Source organism: Enterococcus montenegrensis, from assembly GCF_029983095.1.
GTDB lineage: Bacteria > Bacillota > Bacilli > Lactobacillales > Enterococcaceae > Enterococcus_C > Enterococcus_C montenegrensis.
Map to the genome: position 1 here is coordinate 435,471 of NZ_CP120467.1, position 19,769 is coordinate 455,239.

Genomic DNA, 19,769 nt, shown 5'->3' on the forward strand with positions numbered 1-19,769 from the left:
TCTCCTCTTTAGATAGTGCAAACGGAGAAAAAGAACTCCGTTTGCTACTTATTTATTTTTGCACTTGTTTAATAGCTGCTTCCATTTGCGTGTAAACCGGTTCAGCCATTGCAGGAATGCGATAAAGGATTGCGCCAGCATCGACAACAGGAATATTAACAGGAAACCCTAAATCTGTGTTGGCAATTTGAGCAAAGATATCGTAGTGAGACAACATTTCTTCATTAATGTCTTTAATCATGACCGCATCACAACTTACTTGATACCCACGTTTTGCTAATTCGCTTTCTAAAGCGCTTTTAATTTGGTGGCTGGAATTAACTCCGGCGCCACATGCTGCTAGAATTTTGACCATTTCAATTTCATCCTTTCTTAATTGCGATAGTATTATTTTTGTACTTGTTTAATAGCTGCTTCCATTTGCGCGTAAACCGGTTCAGCCATTGCCGGAATGCGGTAAAGAATCGCGCCAGCATCAACGACAGGAATATTAACAGGAAACCCTAAATCGTGTTGGCAATTTGAGCAAAGATATCGTAGTGAGACAACATTTCTTCATTAATGTCTTTAATCATGACCGCATCACAACTTACTTGATACCCGCGTTTTGCTAATTCACTTTCTAAAGCGCTTTTAATTTGGTGGCTGGAATTAACTCCGGCGCCACATGCTGCTAAAATTTTAACCATAGTGATTACTCTCCTTTAAAATTTTCTACTAAAAATTGGTAAATTTGTTTTGGATCTTCATAAGTAAAGAATTCAAGCATTTTTTTGCGATCAGTAGAATTAATAAAATCCATGATATCTGCCAATAAACCGGCCTGCGCTTCACCATCTTCATTCAAAATCATAAATAGAAAAGAAACTTGTAATTCTTCATCTGGATTGATCATATTGTGAAATGTGATTGCTTGATTAATTTTGATTGGCACAATTCGCGTTGTTTTAACGAATTCGCTTTCAGTATGAGGTATCGCAATATTAGGTAACTGTGAATCAACAGGGGTCATATCTAAACCTGTTGGATAATTTAACTCACGTTCAATCAAATTTACGATGAAATCATCTGTTACCAAATCCTTCTTTAATAAATCTTGGTAAACTTCGTTGAAGACTTCTTCTTGCGTGGTTTTATCAGATACATAAACCGTGTCAGGGGCAAAGAATTCTTTTCCTGTACTCACTATAATTCCTCCTGTTCGCTTTTGTTTAATAGTGTGTTTAAACCTTGCTTACACTCATATTATAATCGCTTTCAAACGCTTGTCAACTAGAAATCAAAATAAAATAAACACTAATTCGCGTTTTATTGTTGAAAAATGTTTTGTTCTGTTTTAATATGAGGATGAAAGGAGGGTGCATATGCTTAAAAGTGAACGACAACGCTCCATTTTAAATCTTTGTGAGCAATATGGTGTGATTACAGTACAATTTGTGCGTAAAAATCTCCAAGTATCGGATATGACGATTCGGCGTGATTTGGAAGAATTGGCGCAGCAAGATAAAATCATTCGCGTTCACGGTGGTGCGCAAAGTAAAACATTTGCCGCTGGGAAAAGTACGGTGATTGAAAATGCTGCAATAGTGCCATTAGACGATTTGGAACTTTCCCATTTAGAGAAAAAACGCATTAGTATAGAAGAAAAAAATTATATTGCCAAACAGGCTGTTCAATTTATTGATTCAGGAGATACGATTTTTTTAGGTTCAGGGACAACAATTGAATTAATGACAAAATATTTAATGAAACATGATTTGCGGGTTGTTACGAATAGTTTGCCAGTCTTTAACTTATTACAAGAAAATGAACAGTTGGATTTATATTTGGTTGGCGGGTCTTATCGGCAAAAAACTGGCGCTTTTGTGGGATCAATCGCCAATGAAACAATTCAAAAGTTAAGTATTGAAAAAGCGTTTGTTGGAGTCAATGGCGTAAGGGAAGAATATGTATCTACTTTCAGCATCGAAGAAGGCAAGTTTCAACAACTGGTTTTAAATCAGGCAAAGAAGCGTTACTTGGTTGCCGATGCACATAAATTTAACCAAAGTGATTTTTATAACTTTTTCAATTTACGAGATATTGATGCATTATTCACCGATAAAAGTATTGAAGAAGCTGTCAAAAATAAATATCAACAATATACCACTATCTATAGTTAGAAAATATAGCGAAATTAGAGGAGGAATACAAATGCGTGTCGTACTTGGTTCAGATGCACAGGCAAAGAAATTGAAGGATATTATCAAAGAGTATTTAGTTGGCGAAGGTTTTGAAGTCGTGGATAAAACAGAAACACCAGCCGCAGATTTCGTTGATTCAACTTTAGCTATCGCAAATGATATTAAAGAAAACGAAGGCTCAATGGGAATTGCTTTTGATGGTTACGGTGCGGGGAGTTTTATGGTAGCCACAAAAGTTAAAGGCATGGTCGCTGCAGAAGTCTCTGATGAACGTTCTGCATACATGACTAGAGAACACAACAATGCCCGTATGATTACGATTGGTTCTGAAATTGTCGGTGAAGAGTTGGCAAAAAATATTGTCAAAGAATTTTTATCTGCTCACTATGACGGTGGCCGTCATCAAATTCGCGTGGATATGTTAAATAAAATGGCGTAGAGATTTTTGTTTTGTCAACTGCCTGTAAGAAGTAAGCTTTTGAATTACAAATGATGAAATTAGTTTAAAGATGAGAGGAAGAATGAATAATGAAAATTGCCATTGGTTGTGACCACATTGTCACAGATACAAAAATCGCAGTTTCTGATTTTTTGAAAAGTAAAGGTTATGAAGTAATAGATTGTGGCACGTATGATTTTACCCGGACCCATTATCCAATTTACGGTAAACGCGTCGGAGAAGCAGTAGCAAGCGGGGCTGCAGACCTTGGTGTGACGATTTGTGGTACCGGCGTTGGGATCACAAACTCTGTCAATAAAGTGCCCGGTGTACGTGCTGCCTTAGTGCGGGACATGACGACTGCCATTTATTCAAAAGAACAATTAAATGCCAATGTAATTGGTTTTGGTGGAAAAATTACTGGTGAATTTTTAATCAATGATATTATTGAAGCTTTCATTAAAGCAGAATACAAAGAAACACCAGAAAACAAATTGTTAATTGAAAAAATTAATGCCGTTGAAGGACCAAAACCAGAACAAGCAGATGCGCATTACTTCGATGAATTTTTAGCAAAATGGGATCGTGGCGAATATCACGACTAATTTTGGCTCATAAAAGCTGAGATTTTTGTAAATTCAAGTTGTTTCTGTTAAATTTTAAGTACAGTTGTGAGTAAGCCAGCAGTTGATAATCAACTGTTGGCTTTTTTGCTATCAAAAATATATCATCCTCACAGGAATACCTCGCTTTGCAGCAGCGTATCAATGGCTCAAAAATGTGCGATTCCTTCAGCTTTTCTGAGCTGGCTAACCTTTTGAAGGAACTTGCTGTGAGAATAAGCCAAATTTCAAGAAAAAGGAGAATTTATCATGATTTCATATGGAATTGTCAGTACCGCATCAATTGTACCTCGCTTTGTGGCAGGAATTCGTGCTAGTAAAGAAGGCGATGTAGCTGCGATTGCTTCACGAGAATTAGCCAAGGCACAAAAAGTAGCAACCAAGCTTCAGATTAAAAAAGCTTATGGTAGCTATGAGGAACTGTTTTCTGATGAAGAAATCGATATTATCTATATTGCAACTTATAATAAAGGACACTACGAAACCGCCAAGCAAGCCCTAGAAGCAGGAAAGCCAGTATTATTGGAGAAGCCTTTTACTTTATCTGCTAATGAAGCAAGTGAATTGTTTGAATTGGCTGCAAAAAAAGGTCTCTTTTTGATGGAAGCGCAAAAAGCTGTTTTTTTACCGATTACTTTAGCTGTGAAAAAAGCAATCGAAGCTGGAAAAATTGGAGAAGTTAAATTAATGCGCTCGCTAACGTCATATCCCAATATCGATCATGTGAAATGGTTTCCAAGTCTTGAAGCAGGAGGGGGAACGTTGCATGGTTCAGGCAGTTATCCGCTTCATTATATGCACTACATTACAGGGGAGAACTATCAAGCGGTGACCGGCAACGCGATCATGCCAAAGGGTCGTTCTGATAAGCAAAGCGACTTGAGTTTGAAATTTGGGACAGCTATTTTAGCTAATATTTTTATTACGACTGAATTTGGTACAGATAATGGAATGACAATTTATGGCAGTCAAGGTCGCATTGAAATTCCTAACTTTTGGAAAACGCAAGTCGCTACAATTTTTACCAAAGAAGGACGGGAAGATTTACAAATCCCTTTTACCAGTGAATTTGCTTATGAAGTCGATCACGTGAATGAATGTTTGAAAAAAGGCTTGTTAACAAGTCCAATTATGACACCGGAATTGACCATTGAAACTGTAACATTAGTGGAAAATCAATACCGAAAATGGTTACAAGCTCAATAAAAGTAAAAGACCAAGGGAAAAATTGCACCATATATTTTCCCCTGGTCTTTTGTATTTGAAAATAATTTTGCAGTCAATGGTAAAACACAGGTGCGCTACTGGAGTATTTCTTTTTATTGCTTATCGGGAATTTTAACTCTAAAAATGACACCTTTTGGTTTTAAATCATGCACCGAAATTTTCCCGTGGTGATCTTTAACAATTTGCCAAGCGATAGAAAGTCCCAAACCAAAACCACCGCTATTTTTGTTGCGGGAACGTTCTTCGCGATAAAAGCGTTCAAAAATTTGTTTTTTGTCTTCATCATGAATGGTTGCGCCAGTGTTACGGACTTCCAAAAGCCAATCATCATGCGTAATTTGAGAAAGCACCGTAATTTTATCGCCAGTTTTTGTATATTTTAAAGCATTATCTAACAGAATAACCAAAAGTTGGTGAATTCTTTTTTCATCAACGGTAACTGGAGTTGCGGCGTAATTTTCTAATACAAAAATTTTTCCATCTAATTGCGCAATCTCTTGGAAAGGTTTTATTAATTGTGCCAGAAAAGGCTGGGGTGCTAGCTGATTTAAAGTAAGTGTCGTTTCGTTTGCATCACTTCTGGCAATAGTTAGTAAATCAGTCGTAAGAGAATTCAGGCGTCTGGTTTCGTTGAGGGCTTGGGCAATAGGTTTAGACTCTTCTAAGATAGTGTGATTAGGTGTTGTAAACAACTTTTGCAAACTATTTTGAATAATTGTTAATGGTGTCCGTAACTCGTGGGAGGCATTTTCCACGAATTCTTGCTGCTTTTGCCAGGCGAGCAGAATGGGCGCCATATTTTTCTTTGAAATAAAATAGCTGACTGCTAAAGATAACAGCCAAAATAAAATCATACACATAATCAATACCGTTTTGAAAGTCTGCAGCGATTCGTCGATTTGATCGGTATTTTCCAACAATTGTACATAGGCCACATTTTCTTTTGGCGTTGCTAATTTTCGCGTAATTGAACGGAAATGTAGCTGTTGCTGCCCGTTTTTTACAGTAATCCTTTCGATACTGTCTAATTTATTTTGCGTTAAAGTTAAATCTTGCAGCTCAGCAAAGCGCCCACCTAACGCCGCTTGATTCAAAATTTTCCCCTCAGCACTCCATAAGATCATTTGGGAATTAAAGCGACTGCTCCGGTTTTCCATTGGCGCAAAATCTGATTTTGGCATCAAAAAAGGATTGCCTTCTTTGAGTCGTGTAATTTCCATGGTGACACTGCGCTCATCTTGGCTGATATTTTTTAAAGATTCGTCTGTTTGTTTATAAGCAGAACTTTGCAATAACTGTAAAACAATAAAACCCAATAACAAGAAAATAAGGGCAAATGCGCCAGCATTTAATAAAAAAAATTGCCGGCGTTGCTTTTTGGATAGCTCTTTATTCATAATTTACTCCTATTCCTGCAGCAGGTAACCGACATTGCGCAACGTCTTGAAATCATCGGCTACGCCGGTTTTTTTAAGATGTTTGCGTAAATGGCTCATATAAACTTCCACAACTGTTAATGTCGTGTCGGAATCAAAGCCCCAAATGCGGTCGAAAATCTGTTCTTTAGTTAAAATGACGCCTTTATTTTGAATGAAATAAACGAGCAGCTCGAATTCCTTGCCTTGAATGGCTAAAGTTTCGTCTTTAAAAATAACTTGGTTACTTTGTAAATTGCAGGTAATGGGCCCATAATGCAGTAGATTTTCTTCGTACAAGCCAAGGGAGCGCTTAAGTAATGCTTTTACCCGTAACAATAATTCTTCGCGGTAAAAAGGCTTTGTCAAATAATCATCTGCTCCTTTTTGAAAGCCGGTAACTTTATCATCAATGCCGTCTTTTGCCGTTAAAATCAAAACGGGCGTTTGAATGTTTTGACGGCGCAATTGCGCCAATAATTCGTAACCGTTAATTTCTGGCAACATTAAGTCTAATAAAATTAAATCGTAAATATTACTTTGGGCTTCAAATAAGCCAATCTCCCCATCAAAAGCTTGTGTTACTTCACCTAAGGGTTGAATAATTTCTTTGATATTATCTGATAATGTGTGTTCATCTTCGACTATAAGTAACTTCAACATACACTTCACCTCAGCTTCATTTTACCATGCTCCTCCTAAATGAAACTTAAACTTTCTCTTTGCTATTAAAAATAGTTTTTTTAGTGGTTTAAGCTGATTTTAAGCTGATAAAAATAGGCTGAAAAAGCAAATAAAAACAACAGGAGGATTTGAAATGAATTTTTTTAAACGAGCTTACCAAAGTCTTTGGGCTAAAAAGGGGCGAAGTGTGTTATTAATCGCCGTTTTTTCAGCAATTTTGATTTTTGTTTTAGCTGGGTTAACAATTAAAAGTGCAGCTGAAGTTGCCAGTGAAAACGCCAAAAAAAGTATTGGTGCAACAGTCACACTCACCACTAATCGCGCGGCGATGTTTCAAAAAAGTGAAGAAGATGAGAGTAGCGAGACGTCAACTCGTCCTGACCCAGCCAGCTTTAATTTGACACCAGTAAATTTAGCGGATGCAAAAAAGATTGCCGCCCTTTCACAGGTGAAATCTTATTCTTTTGAAGTTAGCACCTCAGCGGCTAAAAGTACGGGGATTACGCCAATTTCAAGTGAAGCTGATCAAGCAGAGAATACAAGTAGTACGCAAAATTCAGAAAATGAAAATATGAAAAATCCCGGTGGACAAATGCCGGCAAACATGGGGCAGATGGATCAAGGAGACTTTCAAATTACAGGTGTTTTGGCGAGTGATTCTTACAGTACATTTGCAGCAGGTACTGCCAAAATTACGTCAGGTACTGCATTGTCTGAAAAAGATGAAGGCAGTAACAATGTCTTAATTGAATCTTCCTTAGCTAGTGCCAATGATTTAACTGTTGGGGATACCTTTAAAATTAAAAATAGTGAAGATAAAGATGTAACTGTCAAAGTAAAAGGTATTTATGAAACCAGTGATAGTGGTACGAGTATGGGGATGCGTTTTAATTTTATGAATCCTGCCAATACGATTTTTTCTTCTTATACTTTAGCCAATAGTTTAAAAGGCAGCACTAGTGCAGATACAATCGATTCGGCCGTTTACAATTTGGCTGACCCTAAAGAAATGACGAAATTTGTCAAAAAAGCGAATCAATTGATCGATACAGATACCTATAGCTTACAAACAAACGACCAAATGTATCAACAAATGCTACAACCTTTGAACAATGTTTCAGATTTTGCAAAAAATATAATAGTGCTAGTAGTTGTGGCAGGTGTCATTATTCTAACTTTAATTGTTATGTTAACGATACGCGAACGACGTTATGAAATTGGTGTTTTACTATCTTTAGGAGAATCGCGCTTTAAAGTGATTTTGCAATTCTTTAGTGAAATTTTTGTCTGCATGATCTTTGCTTTGGTGATTGCAACATTTAGTGGGAATTTAGTTGGTAATGCAGTTGGAAATCAATTGTTGCAACAGCAAAATCAAACAACTGTCACAAATAATCAAGCATCAAGAACAAATGATCAAGGCAATCCACCCTCTGAGCAAAATGGTGGACCAGCTGGTGGTAAACTGGGCGAATTTGGCGCTAGAGGCGGTGGTTTTGGTAGTGTGATGCAAACTAGTGAAGAGGTTAAAGAATTGAAAATCAGTGTTTCTCCAACTGAAATTGCAAGTTTAGCAGCTATGGGCTTAGCAATCAGTCTGTTGGCCATTTTATTAGCCAGTGTCGGCATTTTACGCCTAAATCCTAAAAAGATTTTAGTTTCGTAAATCTAGTTTAAAAATTGAAGGAGGAATAACCAATGACACTAACAACAGAAAATTTGGGCTATTGGTATGAACCAGATGGCCCTTTGTTTGAAAATGTAAATCTGAGTTTTGAGTCAGGAAAGCTCTATGGAATTTTAGGAAGTAGTGGTTCTGGAAAAACGACTTTTCTTTCGCTTTTGACAGGTCTTGATACACCAAAAGCAGGAGCTATTTTGTATAAAGGACAGTCTTTAAAAGAAATTGGCTTGCAGGAATATCGTCGCAAAGATGTCTCAATTGTTTTTCAGGCTTATAATTTATTGCCCTATATGTCAGCTTTGGATAATGTTTTGACAGCTATGGCAATTGCAAAAACACAACAAAGTGATCCCAAGGCCTATGCCTTAGCCAATTTGGCGCAAGTCGGGATTACTAGTGATTTGGCGGCTAAAAAAGTAACCCAGCTTTCAGGGGGGCAACAACAGCGTGTTGCGATTGTTCGCGCGCTATGTTGTGACCATGAACTGATCGTTGCCGATGAGCCCACTGGCAATTTAGATGAAACAACGTCAAAAGAAATCGTCGCATTGTTTGAAAAAATTGCCCATGAACAAAATAAATGTATTATTTTAGTCACACATGAGCAGGAAGTAGCCGCTAGTTGTGATGCCGTTTACGAGTTGAAAAATAAAGTATTTCAGCTTATTTAAATCATTATCGCCAAGTTTTATTAAGATGGGCAACAAAAAAATGCTTTTTAAAATATTTTTCACTCTTCATTATTGCGTAAAGAAAAACACGGCGCCAAATGCTTTTCTTATTTGCTAAAACGCGTGTTGTGCTTCATACTAAAACTAACGTAGTATGAAAAAAGGGGAATGAAAATGCGTTTTGTAGTGGATGGCGACGGTTCGCCAGTAAAAAAAGAAGTAATTGGACTGGCGGAAAAATATCGGGTGCCAGTACTCATTGTGACCAGTGTTGATCACTATACAACTGAAACGTATCCAAATTTTGTCCGGTTCATTTATGTGGACAAAGGAGCTGACAGTGCAGATTATCGGATTGTCAAAGAAATAAACGCAGATGACTGGGTGATTACGCAAGACTTTGGCTTAGCTTCTCTAGTCTTACCAAAAGGTGCCCGCGTGTTTCATCATAGCGGAAAAGAATATTTAGCTGCGACAATTGATCAATTGTTAGAACAACGCTATCTAGGGGCTAAATTAAGAAAAGCTGGTCAAAAGACAAAAGGACCAAAAGCTTTCACGAAAGAAGATCGCCAAGAATTTGTCGTAAAGATGGAAAGTTTATTGCAAGAAACGTTATAAAATAGGATTACAGCAGATGGGGGAAGGTATCTGTTGTAATCCTATTTTTGACTAGAAAGAATAGCAATTCATCATTTTTTAAAGCGGCGATAAAGATAGCTAAGTGACAATAATAAAATCGTGACAAAGGCCGCAATATAACCGAATAAGCCTAAATTGTCGACAAATTTTGGCTGAGCGTCAGGACTTGAAACGACTAACAGTGAAGAACTCAGAATAACTGCTGCTAAAACTAGAGCGACTACAATGCGATTGACCATGGCTTCAAGGCGGTCTAAAATTTGTTTTTGGTCGTTAATTTCTAAGTTGACACGACTCTTACCGTTGCTGACAGTATCCAGCGCATTACTAATTTTTTCAGGTAGTTTGGGTAAACTTCGTAAATTTTTAAAGAGGTTTAGGCCTTGTCTTTTGGCTTCTTCTTTTAAATCAAATTGTTTGAAAAAATATTTTTGCGCGAAATTTTGCAAAACTTCCATCATCGAAAGTTCAGGATCTAATTCTTCCACCACGCCTTCTAAGGTGCCAAAGGCTTTTATTAGCATAGTGACAGCTTGGTCCATTTGTAAATTATTAGCGTTACAAATGCCGATTACCTGACTGAGCACTTGTTGTAAATCGATTTCTTTTAAAGAAAGATGATAGTATTCCACTAAAAATTGTTCGAGCTCATCGTGAAAACGATACTCATCAAAAGGGCCTTCTTGACGACACAAGCGCAAAACAGCTTGTGCCACCGCAGCAGTATCTTGGGTGTAAAGGGCAATCACTGTATCCGTTAATTTACCTCGCAAGTTATCATCTAAATTGCCCATCATACCAAAATCCAAATAGACAACTCGGTATGGAGGAAGTTGGGTTTTTGTTTTCCAAGTTGCTTCAGATCCAAAAGGTCCAAACCGCCCGACTCTTTCCGTTGCTAAATTTTCAATATTGGGGTTTAGCAGCTGTAAAAAAAGATTTCCTGGATGTGGGTCGGCGTGAAAAAAGCCATCTTCAAAAACTTGCTTCATGAAGGATTCAACTAAAAGTAAGCCAATCTTTTTCTTTAACGCTTGGTTGCTAACATTTTCGTAGGCTATCTCATTTTTTGGTGCTTCTAGCAAGTAACGCAGACTTTTGCCGGACATAAATTCTAAAACGATGACTTTTTTCGTGCAGTACTCAGGAAAAACTTGTGGGACTTTTACTTCATGCCAATCGTTGTTGTTTTTATAAAAACGCGCAGCATTTTTACTTTCTTTTAAAAAGTCCGTTTCATTATCAAGGGAAGTTTTGACTTCGCGTAAAACACTGCGTAAATCAATGACTTTTGTTTCAGGAATTTTGGCAAATAAAGGGATAGCCTTTTCAAATAAGGCTAAATCAACATTGATGGCTGAAATAATACCGGGGTGCTGGACTTTAACGACAACTTTTTGACCGCTTTTTAAAGTTGCGCGATGGGCTTGCCCGATTGAAGCAGAAGCAAAAGCTTGCTCTTCAAATTCAGTGAAAATATCAGAGATAGCAAGTTCCCATTCAGACTCCAACAGTGCTTTTACTTCGCTGAAGTCATCGCTTTTGACGTTGTCTTGCAAGCTCTTAAAGGCTTTGATATAGGCAGGTGAAAGTAAATCGGTCCGCACCGATAGCATTTGTCCGATTTTGATAAAAGTTGGCCCTAATTCTTCAAACGCAGTTCTAACAGCGTCTGGATTTTTTTGTTGGCTGAAATTTTGAATAACTTTATATTTGGTGAAAATTTTGACAATCATCTGGAGTCTTTTTTTCTTAGACACTTCTTGACTCATTTTGACACCTCCTAAGTCTTGCTCACAAGTGGCGTGCTTTTTCTTCTATGGTACTGTTTAAAAGCTTTGGTGACAAATAATTCAACTAAAAAAGCATTTTACTCAGTATTTAAAAAGCATTTTACAACTCGGCTTCAAAAATAGCTGACAGCTACTTTTGAAATATTATGTCGCGAAAGGCTTTTTTGTGCTAAAATGTGAGAGATAAAAAAGATGTGAGTTGATCACGGGAGGAAATACTTTTGAAAATCGTATTATTATATGGCGGTCGCAGTGCCGAGCACGATGTCTCAATTCTTTCAGCTTATTCAGTGCTGAATGCTATCTACTACGACTACTATCAAGTCCAACTAGTTTTCATCACAAAAGATGGCAAGTGGGTCAAAGGACCGTTGCTGACGGAAAAGCCAAAAAATGAATCAGTTCTTAATTTAACTTGGGATACAAAAGATGCAACAGGTGAAATTATTTCACCAAGTACCATCAAAGAAGATGATGCAGTTGTCTTTCCATTATTACATGGGCCAAATGGCGAAGATGGAACAATTCAAGGTTTCTTAGAAACGATTGATATGCCTTATATTGGGGCTGGGGTTTTAACTAGTGCTTGTGGCATGGACAAAATCATGACGAAATATATTTTGCAGGCTGCAGGTATTCCGCAAGTTCCTTATGTTCCTGTTTTGAAAAACTTATGGAAAGAAAATCCAAAGCAAATTTTTGAACAATGTGAAGGCACCTTGTTATATCCAATGTTTGTTAAACCAGCGAATATGGGTTCATCTGTAGGGATTTCAAAAGCTGAAAACAGAGAAGAATTGCAAAATGCTTTGCAAGAAGCCTATAAATACGATACCCGCGCAATTGTAGAACAAGGGATTGAAGCACGAGAAATTGAAGTCGCAATTTTAGGCAATGAAGATGTGCGGACAACTTTAGCCGGAGAAATTGTAAAAGATGTGGCTTTTTACGATTACAATTCTAAATATATCGACAATCAAATCGTAATGCAAATTCCAGCAGAAGTGACAGAAGATGTGCAAGAAAAAGCGCAAGAGTTCGCCAAAAAAGCCTATATTATGTTAGGTGGTAGCGGATTGTCTCGCTGTGACTTCTTCTTAACCAATAAAAATGAACTATTCTTAAATGAACTAAACACGATGCCAGGTTTTACCCAATATAGTATGTATCCATCATTATGGGAAAAAATGGGCTTAAAATATGGTGATTTGATCGAAGAGTTGATTCAACTAGCATTAAAACGCTATAAACAACGGCAAAGCTTTTTAACCGACGTGAAATAAAGAAAAGGTGAGATGATTCTTTGCGAACATCTCACCTTTTTTGTTTTAATGCAAGAAGTTAGAATGTTTAAAATAAAGGTGCGTTTTATAGCGCTCATAAATATGGTTAGAACGGAGAATATAATGAATTTAACAGTTAAAGAAATTGCTGCTTTGTTTGGGCAAAATGAATTTCAGGAAGAAACACTTATTTCTAATATTGAATTTGATAGCCGTAAAATCACAACTGGTGGTTTATTTGTTCCCTTAGCAGGTGAGCGTGATGGGCATGACTTTGTCAATTTAGCCAAAGAAAACGGTGCGATTGCGACATTTTGGAGTCAGGAGCTCAATAAAGCACCAAAAGATATGATCGTTATTTTAGTTGCAGATGTTTTAGCTGCTTTTCAAACGTTAGCACAATATTATTTACAAAAAGTTAAGCCTAAAGTTGCGGCGATTACAGGAAGTAATGGTAAAACAACGACAAAAGATATGACAGCTGCGGTAATGGCGACCCAGTTTAAAACATACAAGACACAAGGAAACTATAACAATAATATCGGCATGCCTTATACTATTTTGCATATGCCAACAGACTGCGAAGTTTTAGTTTTAGAAATGGGAATGGATCATGCCGGTGAACTGACAGAATTGTCTTTGCTGGCACAGCCAGATGCAGCCGCAATTACCATTATCGGCGAAGCACACATTGAAAATCTTGGCTCGCGAGCTGGGATTGCTAAAGCAAAAATGGAAATTACAGCGGGGCTAAAAAGAGACGGCTTATTGGTTGTCCCAGCAGATGAAGAGCTATTAACACCATTAGTTTCTGATCTAACGCAAAAAGTTGTAACGTTTGGCTTAAGTGCCGGTGATTTAACCGCTACAATTACCAAAGAAGATAAAACAAAAACGACTTTTATGGTTGCCGATAAAGAATATAGTATTCCAGTGATTGGTGGCTATAATGTCAAAAATGCATTAATTGCCTATGCGTTGGGAGAGTATTTTGGTGTCTCACAACAAAATATCAAACAAGGCTTAGCAGAATTCCAATTAACAAAAAATCGGACAGAATGGCTAGCTGCAAAAAACGGTGCACAGATTTTAAGTGATGTATACAATGCCAACCCAACTGCGATGGGCTTGGTACTGGACACAGTGGCCAACCTAAATACAGCGGGACGAAAATTAGCAGTTTTAGCCGATATGTTAGAATTAGGCCCGGATTCACCAACCATGCATGCGCGTATGGCAAATCATATCGATGATCGCTTTAATGTCATTTTTCTGTATGGTAGTGAGATGAAAGCTTTATTTAACGCTTTAACTAAAAAAGATAGCCAACTAATGGTTTATCATTTTGATAAAGAAAATAAAGCCCAACTAATAAAATTGGTTCAAGCTGAACTACAACCGACAGATACGATTGTTTTAAAAGGGAGTAACGGAATGGGATTAACAGAAGTTGTATCAGCTTTAATGTAATCATAAAAAGCAAACAGTTTGGAGTATGACTGTTTGCTTTTTTATATTATGGATGAAAATTGAAAACTTGCTGAAAGTTTCATTCTGTGTTAAAATGACGCGATACCGAAAATCAAGGGTAAAGTGAGATTCACTTTTTGAAGTTAAGAGGACGGTACAAAAGTAGACAATGAATAAGCGAAAAAGCATAGTTCTATGCTTGATGAAGAAATTTAGCTTTTTGATTGTGCCTCTTTTGGCCTTCCTCTTTTGCTATTTGGCAGCAGGCTGCCGAGAGTTATTTTCGGTAGAGGGGCATCAAATACTATAGATAAGAAACACATCTCAAGGAGGAAACTTTTGAAATTTAACGAACTTAATTTATCACCTGAATTATTGCAATCTGTCGAGCGGGCCGGCTTTGAAGAAGCAACTCCAATCCAAGAAGCAACAATTCCTTTAGCACTAGCAGGTCGCGATGTAATCGGTCAAGCACAAACCGGTACTGGTAAAACAGCGGCGTTTGGTCTACCGATGTTAGAAAAAATTGATACAAATAACCACACATTGCAAGGACTTGTTATTGCACCTACTCGTGAGCTTGCGATTCAAACGCAAGAAGAATTGTACCGTCTAGGACGAGACAAAAAAATCCGCGTCCAAGCTGTATACGGTGGCGCCGATATTGGCCGTCAAATTCGCGGCTTAAAAGATCGTCCCCATATTGTTGTTGGGACACCTGGTCGGATGCTTGACCACATTAACCGTCACACATTGAAATTAGGAACTGTTCGCACATTAGTCTTAGACGAAGCTGACGAAATGTTGAACATGGGCTTTTTAGAAGATATTGAAAAAATTATCTCTCAAGTTCCTGAAGAACGCCAAACATTACTATTTTCTGCTACGATGCCCCCAGCTATTAAAAATATTGGCGTAAAATTCATGAAAAATCCTGAACACGTTCAAATTAAAGCCAAAGAAATGACAGCTGATTTGATTGATCAATATTATGTTCGGGCCAAAGATTTTGAAAAATTTGATGTAATGACGCGCTTATTAGATGTTCAAACACCAGAACTTGCGATCGTTTTCGGACGCACGAAACGTCGTGTTGATGAATTGGCACGTGGCCTAGAAGCGCGGGGTTACCGTGCTGAAGGTATCCATGGTGATTTGTCACAACAAAAACGGATGAGTGTTTTACGCGCTTTTAAATCAGGCCAATTGGATATTTTAGTTGCGACTGACGTTGCTGCTCGCGGTTTGGATATTTCCGGTGTAACACATGTTTACAACTACGATATCCCACAAGATCCAGAAAGCTATGTTCACCGTATCGGCCGTACTGGTCGTGCCGGTAAAGGCGGAATGTCAGTAACTTTTGTAACACCAAATGAAATGAGCTACTTGCACGTTATTGAAAACTTAACGAAAAAACGGATGTCACCATTACGTCCACCAACCGAAAAAGAAGCTTTCAAAGGTCAACTAGGTGCTGCGGTACAACAAGTTGAAGATGGGTTGAAAGAAAACGGTTTGGAACGTTACATGACTACAGCAGAAAAATTAATTGAAGGCTATGATCCAGAAGTTTTAGTCGCTTTATTGCTAAAAACTATCGCAAAAGATCCAGCTGATGCTGTACCGGTTAAAATTACACCAGAACGTCCTTTACCAAGTGGTAAAAAAGGCTTCAATAAAAATGGTCGTCGCAGTGGTGGTGGCGGTAGCAACAATCGCAATCGTAAAGATGGCGGGAACTACCGTAACAAAAATAAAAATAGCCACTATAACAAAGAAGGCCAAAAACGCAACGATCGCCGGCGCGATGACCGTCGTCAAAATGACGGTGGCGGAAAACGCAGCTTTGTTATTCGCAACAATCAAGATTAATACTTGTACATGCAGCGAGTCACTTTCTAGTGATTCGCTGTTTTTTATTATCTAAAGAGGCAGTCTTTTTTTGCTGTGCAAAAAGGTCTTGGTGTAAAATAACGTTTTTTTTATAGAAATATAGTTCAGGTGGCTTTTTTACACTATTTCTTAACAATAATATAAATTTTTATATAGTAAATATTTTCATTTTTATTTCAAAAAAGGGTTTACATAGCGTAGGAGTTTGCGTTACGCTTGAGTTTGAATAAATTTCACTTTATAAAACTTCGTTACAGCTTTTTGAAAGATGTGAAGTCTTTTAATGGTTTTTCTCGTAACATTTGGTAGAATGAGACTAGCAAAAAAACATCTTTTGAAACGGCTTGAAAATTGTAATGTAGGAGTTTGCAAATGATAAAAGGAATTGGCATCGACGCGGTTGAGTTAAGTCGAATTAGAAAAATTATTACAGATAAGCCACAATTTGCTAGTCGGGTGTTAACACCAAAAGAATTAGCGATTTTTCAGCAATTGCCTTTTAAACGGCAGGTTGAATTTTTAGGCGGCCGCTATGCTTGTAAAGAAGCATTTTCAAAAGCATGGGGTACAGGTATAGGAAAAGTAACTTTTCAAGAACTAGAGATTCTGCCAGATGAATTAGGGGCGCCCAAAATGACCGCTTCTCCTTATATTGGGCAAGTATTTGTTAGTATTACCCACACAGATGAAACAGCATTTGCGCAAATCTTATTAGCAGAGTAATTTTTGTTTGAAGATAGAAAGAAGGAAAAACCGTGGTTACATCGATTCACCGTCCGACAAAAGCGATTATAAATTTAAATGCAATTGTAAAAAATATTCAAAATATCTTACAGCAATTACCGCAAACTACAAATCTTTTTGCAGTAGTTAAAGCAGATGGATATGGTCATGGTGCCACAGCAGTAGCTCATGCCGCATTAAAAGGTGGCGCCAGTGGTTTTTGTGTCGCAACGATTGATGAGGGCATTGAATTACGTGAAGCAGGCATTACCCAGCCGATTTTAGTTTTAGGATTGGTGGAGATTAGTTATCTTCAGCTATTAAGTGAATACGATTTGGCTTTTCCAGTTGCGACGGTAGAGTGGCTACAGGAGGCTTTTGAAATGCTTCAGGTAGAACAATTGCCACGACCGTTGAAAATACATTTAAAAGTTGATACGGGCATGGGACGGATTGGATTTTTAGCTCCTGAAAGTGTCAATGAGGCCGTTCGTTTAATGGAAGCGATACCGCAAATGAAGTGGGAAGGGATTTTCACGCATTTTGCTACTGCAGATCAAGCAGATAAAACGTATTATGAAACCCAAAAAAATCGCTTTTTAGCGGTTTTAGAGAACTTACCCTATCAACCTCGTTATGTCCATGATAGTAATAGCGCAACAGCACTATGGCATGAGCCAATTGGTAATTTAGTTCGTTATGGCGTGGCTTTATATGGCTTGAATCCTTCTGGACATACATTAACAGCACCTTATCAATTAGAGCCAGCTTTAGAATTAGTGTCTCAAATTGTTCAGGTGAAACAATTACCGACAGGAAGCGGCATTGGTTACGGTGAAACGTATATTACACCCCAGGCAGAGTGGATTGGAACTATTCCAATTGGATATGCTGATGGTTGGTTGCGAAAATTACAAGGATTTAGCGTTCTAGTTGACGGGAAACTTTGTGAAATTGTTGGTCGTGTATGCATGGATCAAATTATGGTTCGCTTACCTGGTGAAGTAGCTGTAGGCACAAAAGTAACGCTGGTTGGGAAAAATGGTGGAGAAGCGATCACACTTGAGGAAGTTGCAGAAAAATTAGAGACAATTCACTACGAAGTTGCTTGCGGTATTTCACCGCGGGTACCACGGGAATATATTGAATGAGGATGAGTTAAATGGTGAAACGCGGAGATATTTTCTTTGCTGATTTGTCACCGGTTGTTGGATCTGAACAAGGCGGCATTCGCCCAGTATTAATTATCCAAAACGATCGGGGCAATCATTTTAGTCCAACCGTAATTGTTGCAGCTATTACGGCTAAAATGGCAAAACCAAAGCTACCAACTCATGTCGGCATCAAGGCGGCAGAAAGTGGTATTAATAAAGATTCGGTAATTTTGTTAGAACAGATTCGCACGATTGACAAAAGTCGCTTAAAGGAAAAAGTCTGTGTGTTGGATTCTGTTACGATGAAAGCAGTGGATCGGGCATTACGTATCAGTGTCGGGCTGGCGGATTTAACGCCTGCTTTGCATCAGCAGGATACATAATTAAAAAGCTCTTCAACAAGTTCTGGCGCTTGTTGAAGAGCTTTTTATTGATGAGTAAATACTTGCGGGAGGACAAGTATTTTATTTGGATGCAAATACTACGAGATTGTGAATGTCATTAATACATGCTTGCAAGGTAACTCTTTCACCGCCGCCAGTACCAATCATTTTATCCCAATAATCTGCGCCATCGCTTAGCCGATACGCTTCATCATCAACTTGGGTGATTTCATTAACAGTATAAGTGGTGACTTTACCATTTGCATCTGATATTCTAAACTGAGAGCCTATTGCAAGGGTGAAAATTACATCGAAGGCACCAGGGTTATGAGCAATAATGTGAGTATTTAAACCATCGTCGCCAGATTGAACGGCAGCACCGCCCCATGTAGCTGCACGGCTGTGGTCGGCATCAATTATCGCTTGTCCGCTACCTTGTCCGGCATTTTGATAGTTGATAAATTTTCCGTTAATTTCCAATTGCATGGGTTGAATTGTGGCAGGAGCAGCTGGAGCAGAATTTTGATTTGAGTTACTTGAATTTGCTGTTTGATTATTATTTTGCGAATTATTGTTAACGTTTTCTTTTGGTGCTGCCTCATTTTTAGTTTCATTTGTATTTGAACTAGTTTGGTTTGAAACTGTGTTTTGTTGCGTGTTTTCAACTTGTGCTGCCATTTCTTGTTCTTTAGCGGCTTTTTCTTCAGCCTCTTTTTTAGCAGCAGCTTCTTTTTTAGCCTGTTCCTCTTTGGCTTTTTTTTCAGCCTCAGCTTTGGCTTTTTCTTCAGCTGCAGTGTCAACGACATTAACGATAATTTGTTTTGTACTGGTATTGCCAAGTTCATCTTTAGCAGTTAGTAAGACCGGTGTAACACCGACAACTGAGGTATCTACGGGTGTTTGAACTTCCAAAGTAGGATTTTCGTCTTGATCGTCGGTTACTGTAAAGTGGTCCGCAGGATTGAAACTTGTTCCTCGTTCTAATGTGATGGCAGCATCACCTGTGATTGTTGGTGCAATGATGTCACTTGGTGTTTGTGCTGCTGCCGAGTTGCTACCGTATGTAGTGCCAGAAGTATAAAAGTCAAAAGCAAGAAATGCAACAAGAGCGCCTAAACAAAGGATGATTAATTTTGTTGCCCTTTTATTCCATAATTTCTTTAACATAGTCGTTCCCCCCATTACTATGTTTCCGTAGGTGACAAATCTGAATTTTACTGTGACTTGTTCTTTACACTCTTAGATTAACGAGAATTAAGGCAAAAGTTAAATAAATTTCACAATAGATAACACTTTATATTTTTATGGCGTTAAGAAAGCCTTAGAGGTTAGTGGTTTTTCAAAAATCATTCATAAATTTCCTTTTTGTGAAAAAAACTGGAGTAATGAAAATTAATAAATAAAAAGTTCAGAATAATTCCCGCATTAACTACTTATATGTTAAAATAAAATTAAAAAAATGGCAAGTTGGTGAGATAGATGAGATTGTTATTGAATAC

19 protein-coding genes and 1 pseudogene are annotated in these 19,769 nt (G+C 37.9%); 13 read left to right on the forward strand and 7 right to left on the reverse strand.

The window, feature by feature from the left end; all coding sequences use genetic code 11:
* Positions 1-52 precede the first annotated feature (52 nt).
* The 3 genes and pseudogenes from P3T75_RS02095 to P3T75_RS02105 form a co-directional block, all read right to left on the reverse strand.
* Positions 53-355 (reverse strand): PTS sugar transporter subunit IIB, encoded by a 303-nt coding sequence (locus P3T75_RS02095; protein ID WP_206903548.1) that lies wholly within the window; start codon positions 353-355, stop codon positions 53-55.
* A 32-nt stretch (positions 356-387) separates the two neighbouring features.
* Positions 388-689: pseudogene (locus P3T75_RS02100) on the reverse strand (PTS sugar transporter subunit IIB).
* A 5-nt stretch (positions 690-694) separates the two neighbouring features.
* Positions 695-1,186 (reverse strand): PTS sugar transporter subunit IIA, encoded by a 492-nt coding sequence (locus P3T75_RS02105; protein ID WP_206903550.1) that lies wholly within the window; start codon positions 1,184-1,186, stop codon positions 695-697.
* Between the two features lie 178 nt (positions 1,187-1,364).
* Between P3T75_RS02105 and P3T75_RS02110 the strand changes: the two genes are divergently transcribed.
* The 4 genes from P3T75_RS02110 to P3T75_RS02125 all read left to right on the forward strand — a co-directional run bounded on the left by P3T75_RS02110 (position 1,365) and on the right by P3T75_RS02125 (position 4,451).
* Entirely contained in the window at positions 1,365-2,162 is a 798-nt protein-coding gene (locus P3T75_RS02110; RefSeq protein WP_282462085.1) for a DeoR/GlpR family DNA-binding transcription regulator, read from the forward strand.
* 31 nt (positions 2,163-2,193) lie between these two features.
* Positions 2,194-2,622, forward strand: coding sequence for a galactose-6-phosphate isomerase subunit LacA (gene lacA, locus P3T75_RS02115; protein ID WP_230711246.1), 429 nt, complete (start codon positions 2,194-2,196; stop codon positions 2,620-2,622).
* An 89-nt stretch (positions 2,623-2,711) separates the two neighbouring features.
* Positions 2,712-3,227 carry a galactose-6-phosphate isomerase subunit LacB gene (gene lacB, locus P3T75_RS02120; protein ID WP_282462086.1) on the forward strand — a complete coding sequence of 172 codons (516 nt, stop codon included), beginning with the start codon at positions 2,712-2,714 and terminating at the stop codon, positions 3,225-3,227.
* A gap of 267 nt (positions 3,228-3,494) precedes the next feature.
* Positions 3,495-4,451, forward strand: a complete 957-nt coding sequence (locus P3T75_RS02125) for a Gfo/Idh/MocA family protein (RefSeq protein WP_282462087.1) — start codon at positions 3,495-3,497, stop codon at positions 4,449-4,451.
* 113 nt (positions 4,452-4,564) lie between these two features.
* Here the strand turns inward: P3T75_RS02125 and P3T75_RS02130 are convergent, their stop codons facing one another.
* Together P3T75_RS02130 and P3T75_RS02135 are read right to left on the reverse strand one after the other, a co-directional pair.
* Positions 4,565-5,869 (reverse strand): sensor histidine kinase, encoded by a 1,305-nt coding sequence (locus P3T75_RS02130; RefSeq protein ID WP_282462088.1) that lies wholly within the window; start codon positions 5,867-5,869, stop codon positions 4,565-4,567.
* A 9-nt stretch (positions 5,870-5,878) separates the two neighbouring features.
* A complete protein-coding gene (locus tag P3T75_RS02135; protein WP_206903556.1) occupies positions 5,879-6,550 on the reverse strand; it encodes a response regulator transcription factor in 672 nt (223 codons plus the stop codon).
* A 154-nt stretch (positions 6,551-6,704) separates the two neighbouring features.
* Between P3T75_RS02135 and P3T75_RS02140 the strand changes: the two genes are divergently transcribed.
* The 3 genes from P3T75_RS02140 (at position 6,705) to P3T75_RS02150 (ending at position 9,547) form a co-directional block, all read left to right on the forward strand.
* Positions 6,705-8,237 (forward strand): ABC transporter permease, encoded by a 1,533-nt coding sequence (locus P3T75_RS02140; RefSeq protein WP_282462089.1) that lies wholly within the window; start codon positions 6,705-6,707, stop codon positions 8,235-8,237.
* A gap of 32 nt (positions 8,238-8,269) precedes the next feature.
* Positions 8,270-8,926: an ABC transporter ATP-binding protein gene (locus P3T75_RS02145; RefSeq protein ID WP_206903558.1), complete on the forward strand. Its 657-nt coding sequence runs from the start codon at positions 8,270-8,272 to the stop codon at positions 8,924-8,926.
* 174 nt (positions 8,927-9,100) lie between these two features.
* Positions 9,101-9,547 (forward strand): YaiI/YqxD family protein, encoded by a 447-nt coding sequence (locus tag P3T75_RS02150; protein ID WP_282462090.1) that lies wholly within the window; start codon positions 9,101-9,103, stop codon positions 9,545-9,547.
* A gap of 71 nt (positions 9,548-9,618) precedes the next feature.
* Here the strand turns inward: P3T75_RS02150 and P3T75_RS02155 are convergent, their stop codons facing one another.
* Complete coding sequence (locus tag P3T75_RS02155; RefSeq protein ID WP_230711252.1) at positions 9,619-11,340, reverse strand: ABC1 kinase family protein; 1,722 nt, start codon at positions 11,338-11,340, stop codon at positions 9,619-9,621.
* 242 nt (positions 11,341-11,582) lie between these two features.
* On the opposite strand from P3T75_RS02155, the gene P3T75_RS02160 reads away from it, so the two are divergent.
* From P3T75_RS02160 to P3T75_RS02185, 6 genes are all read left to right on the forward strand, one after another.
* On the forward strand, positions 11,583-12,644 hold the full coding sequence (locus P3T75_RS02160; protein WP_206903561.1) for a D-alanine--D-alanine ligase: 1,062 nt from the start codon (positions 11,583-11,585) through the stop codon (positions 12,642-12,644).
* Positions 12,645-12,767: 123 nt separating this feature from the next.
* Complete coding sequence (locus tag P3T75_RS02165; protein ID WP_230711253.1) at positions 12,768-14,114, forward strand: UDP-N-acetylmuramoyl-tripeptide--D-alanyl-D-alanine ligase; 1,347 nt, start codon at positions 12,768-12,770, stop codon at positions 14,112-14,114.
* Positions 14,115-14,453: 339 nt separating this feature from the next.
* On the forward strand, positions 14,454-15,989 hold the full coding sequence (cshA, locus tag P3T75_RS02170) for a degradosome RNA helicase CshA (RefSeq protein ID WP_206903566.1): 1,536 nt from the start codon (positions 14,454-14,456) through the stop codon (positions 15,987-15,989).
* 393 nt (positions 15,990-16,382) lie between these two features.
* Complete coding sequence (acpS, locus tag P3T75_RS02175) at positions 16,383-16,733, forward strand: holo-ACP synthase (RefSeq protein ID WP_206903567.1); 351 nt, start codon at positions 16,383-16,385, stop codon at positions 16,731-16,733.
* A gap of 32 nt (positions 16,734-16,765) precedes the next feature.
* The gene (alr, locus tag P3T75_RS02180) at positions 16,766-17,884 is read left to right on the forward strand and encodes an alanine racemase (protein ID WP_282462091.1); all 1,119 of its coding nucleotides are present in this window, start codon (positions 16,766-16,768) and stop codon (positions 17,882-17,884) included.
* A gap of 11 nt (positions 17,885-17,895) precedes the next feature.
* Positions 17,896-18,270, forward strand: a complete 375-nt coding sequence (locus P3T75_RS02185) for a type II toxin-antitoxin system PemK/MazF family toxin (RefSeq protein ID WP_206903569.1) — start codon at positions 17,896-17,898, stop codon at positions 18,268-18,270.
* Between the two features lie 81 nt (positions 18,271-18,351).
* Here the strand turns inward: P3T75_RS02185 and P3T75_RS02190 are convergent, their stop codons facing one another.
* A complete protein-coding gene (locus P3T75_RS02190; protein WP_282462092.1) occupies positions 18,352-19,437 on the reverse strand; it encodes a sortase domain-containing protein in 1,086 nt (361 codons plus the stop codon).
* Positions 19,438-19,769 lie beyond the last annotated feature (332 nt).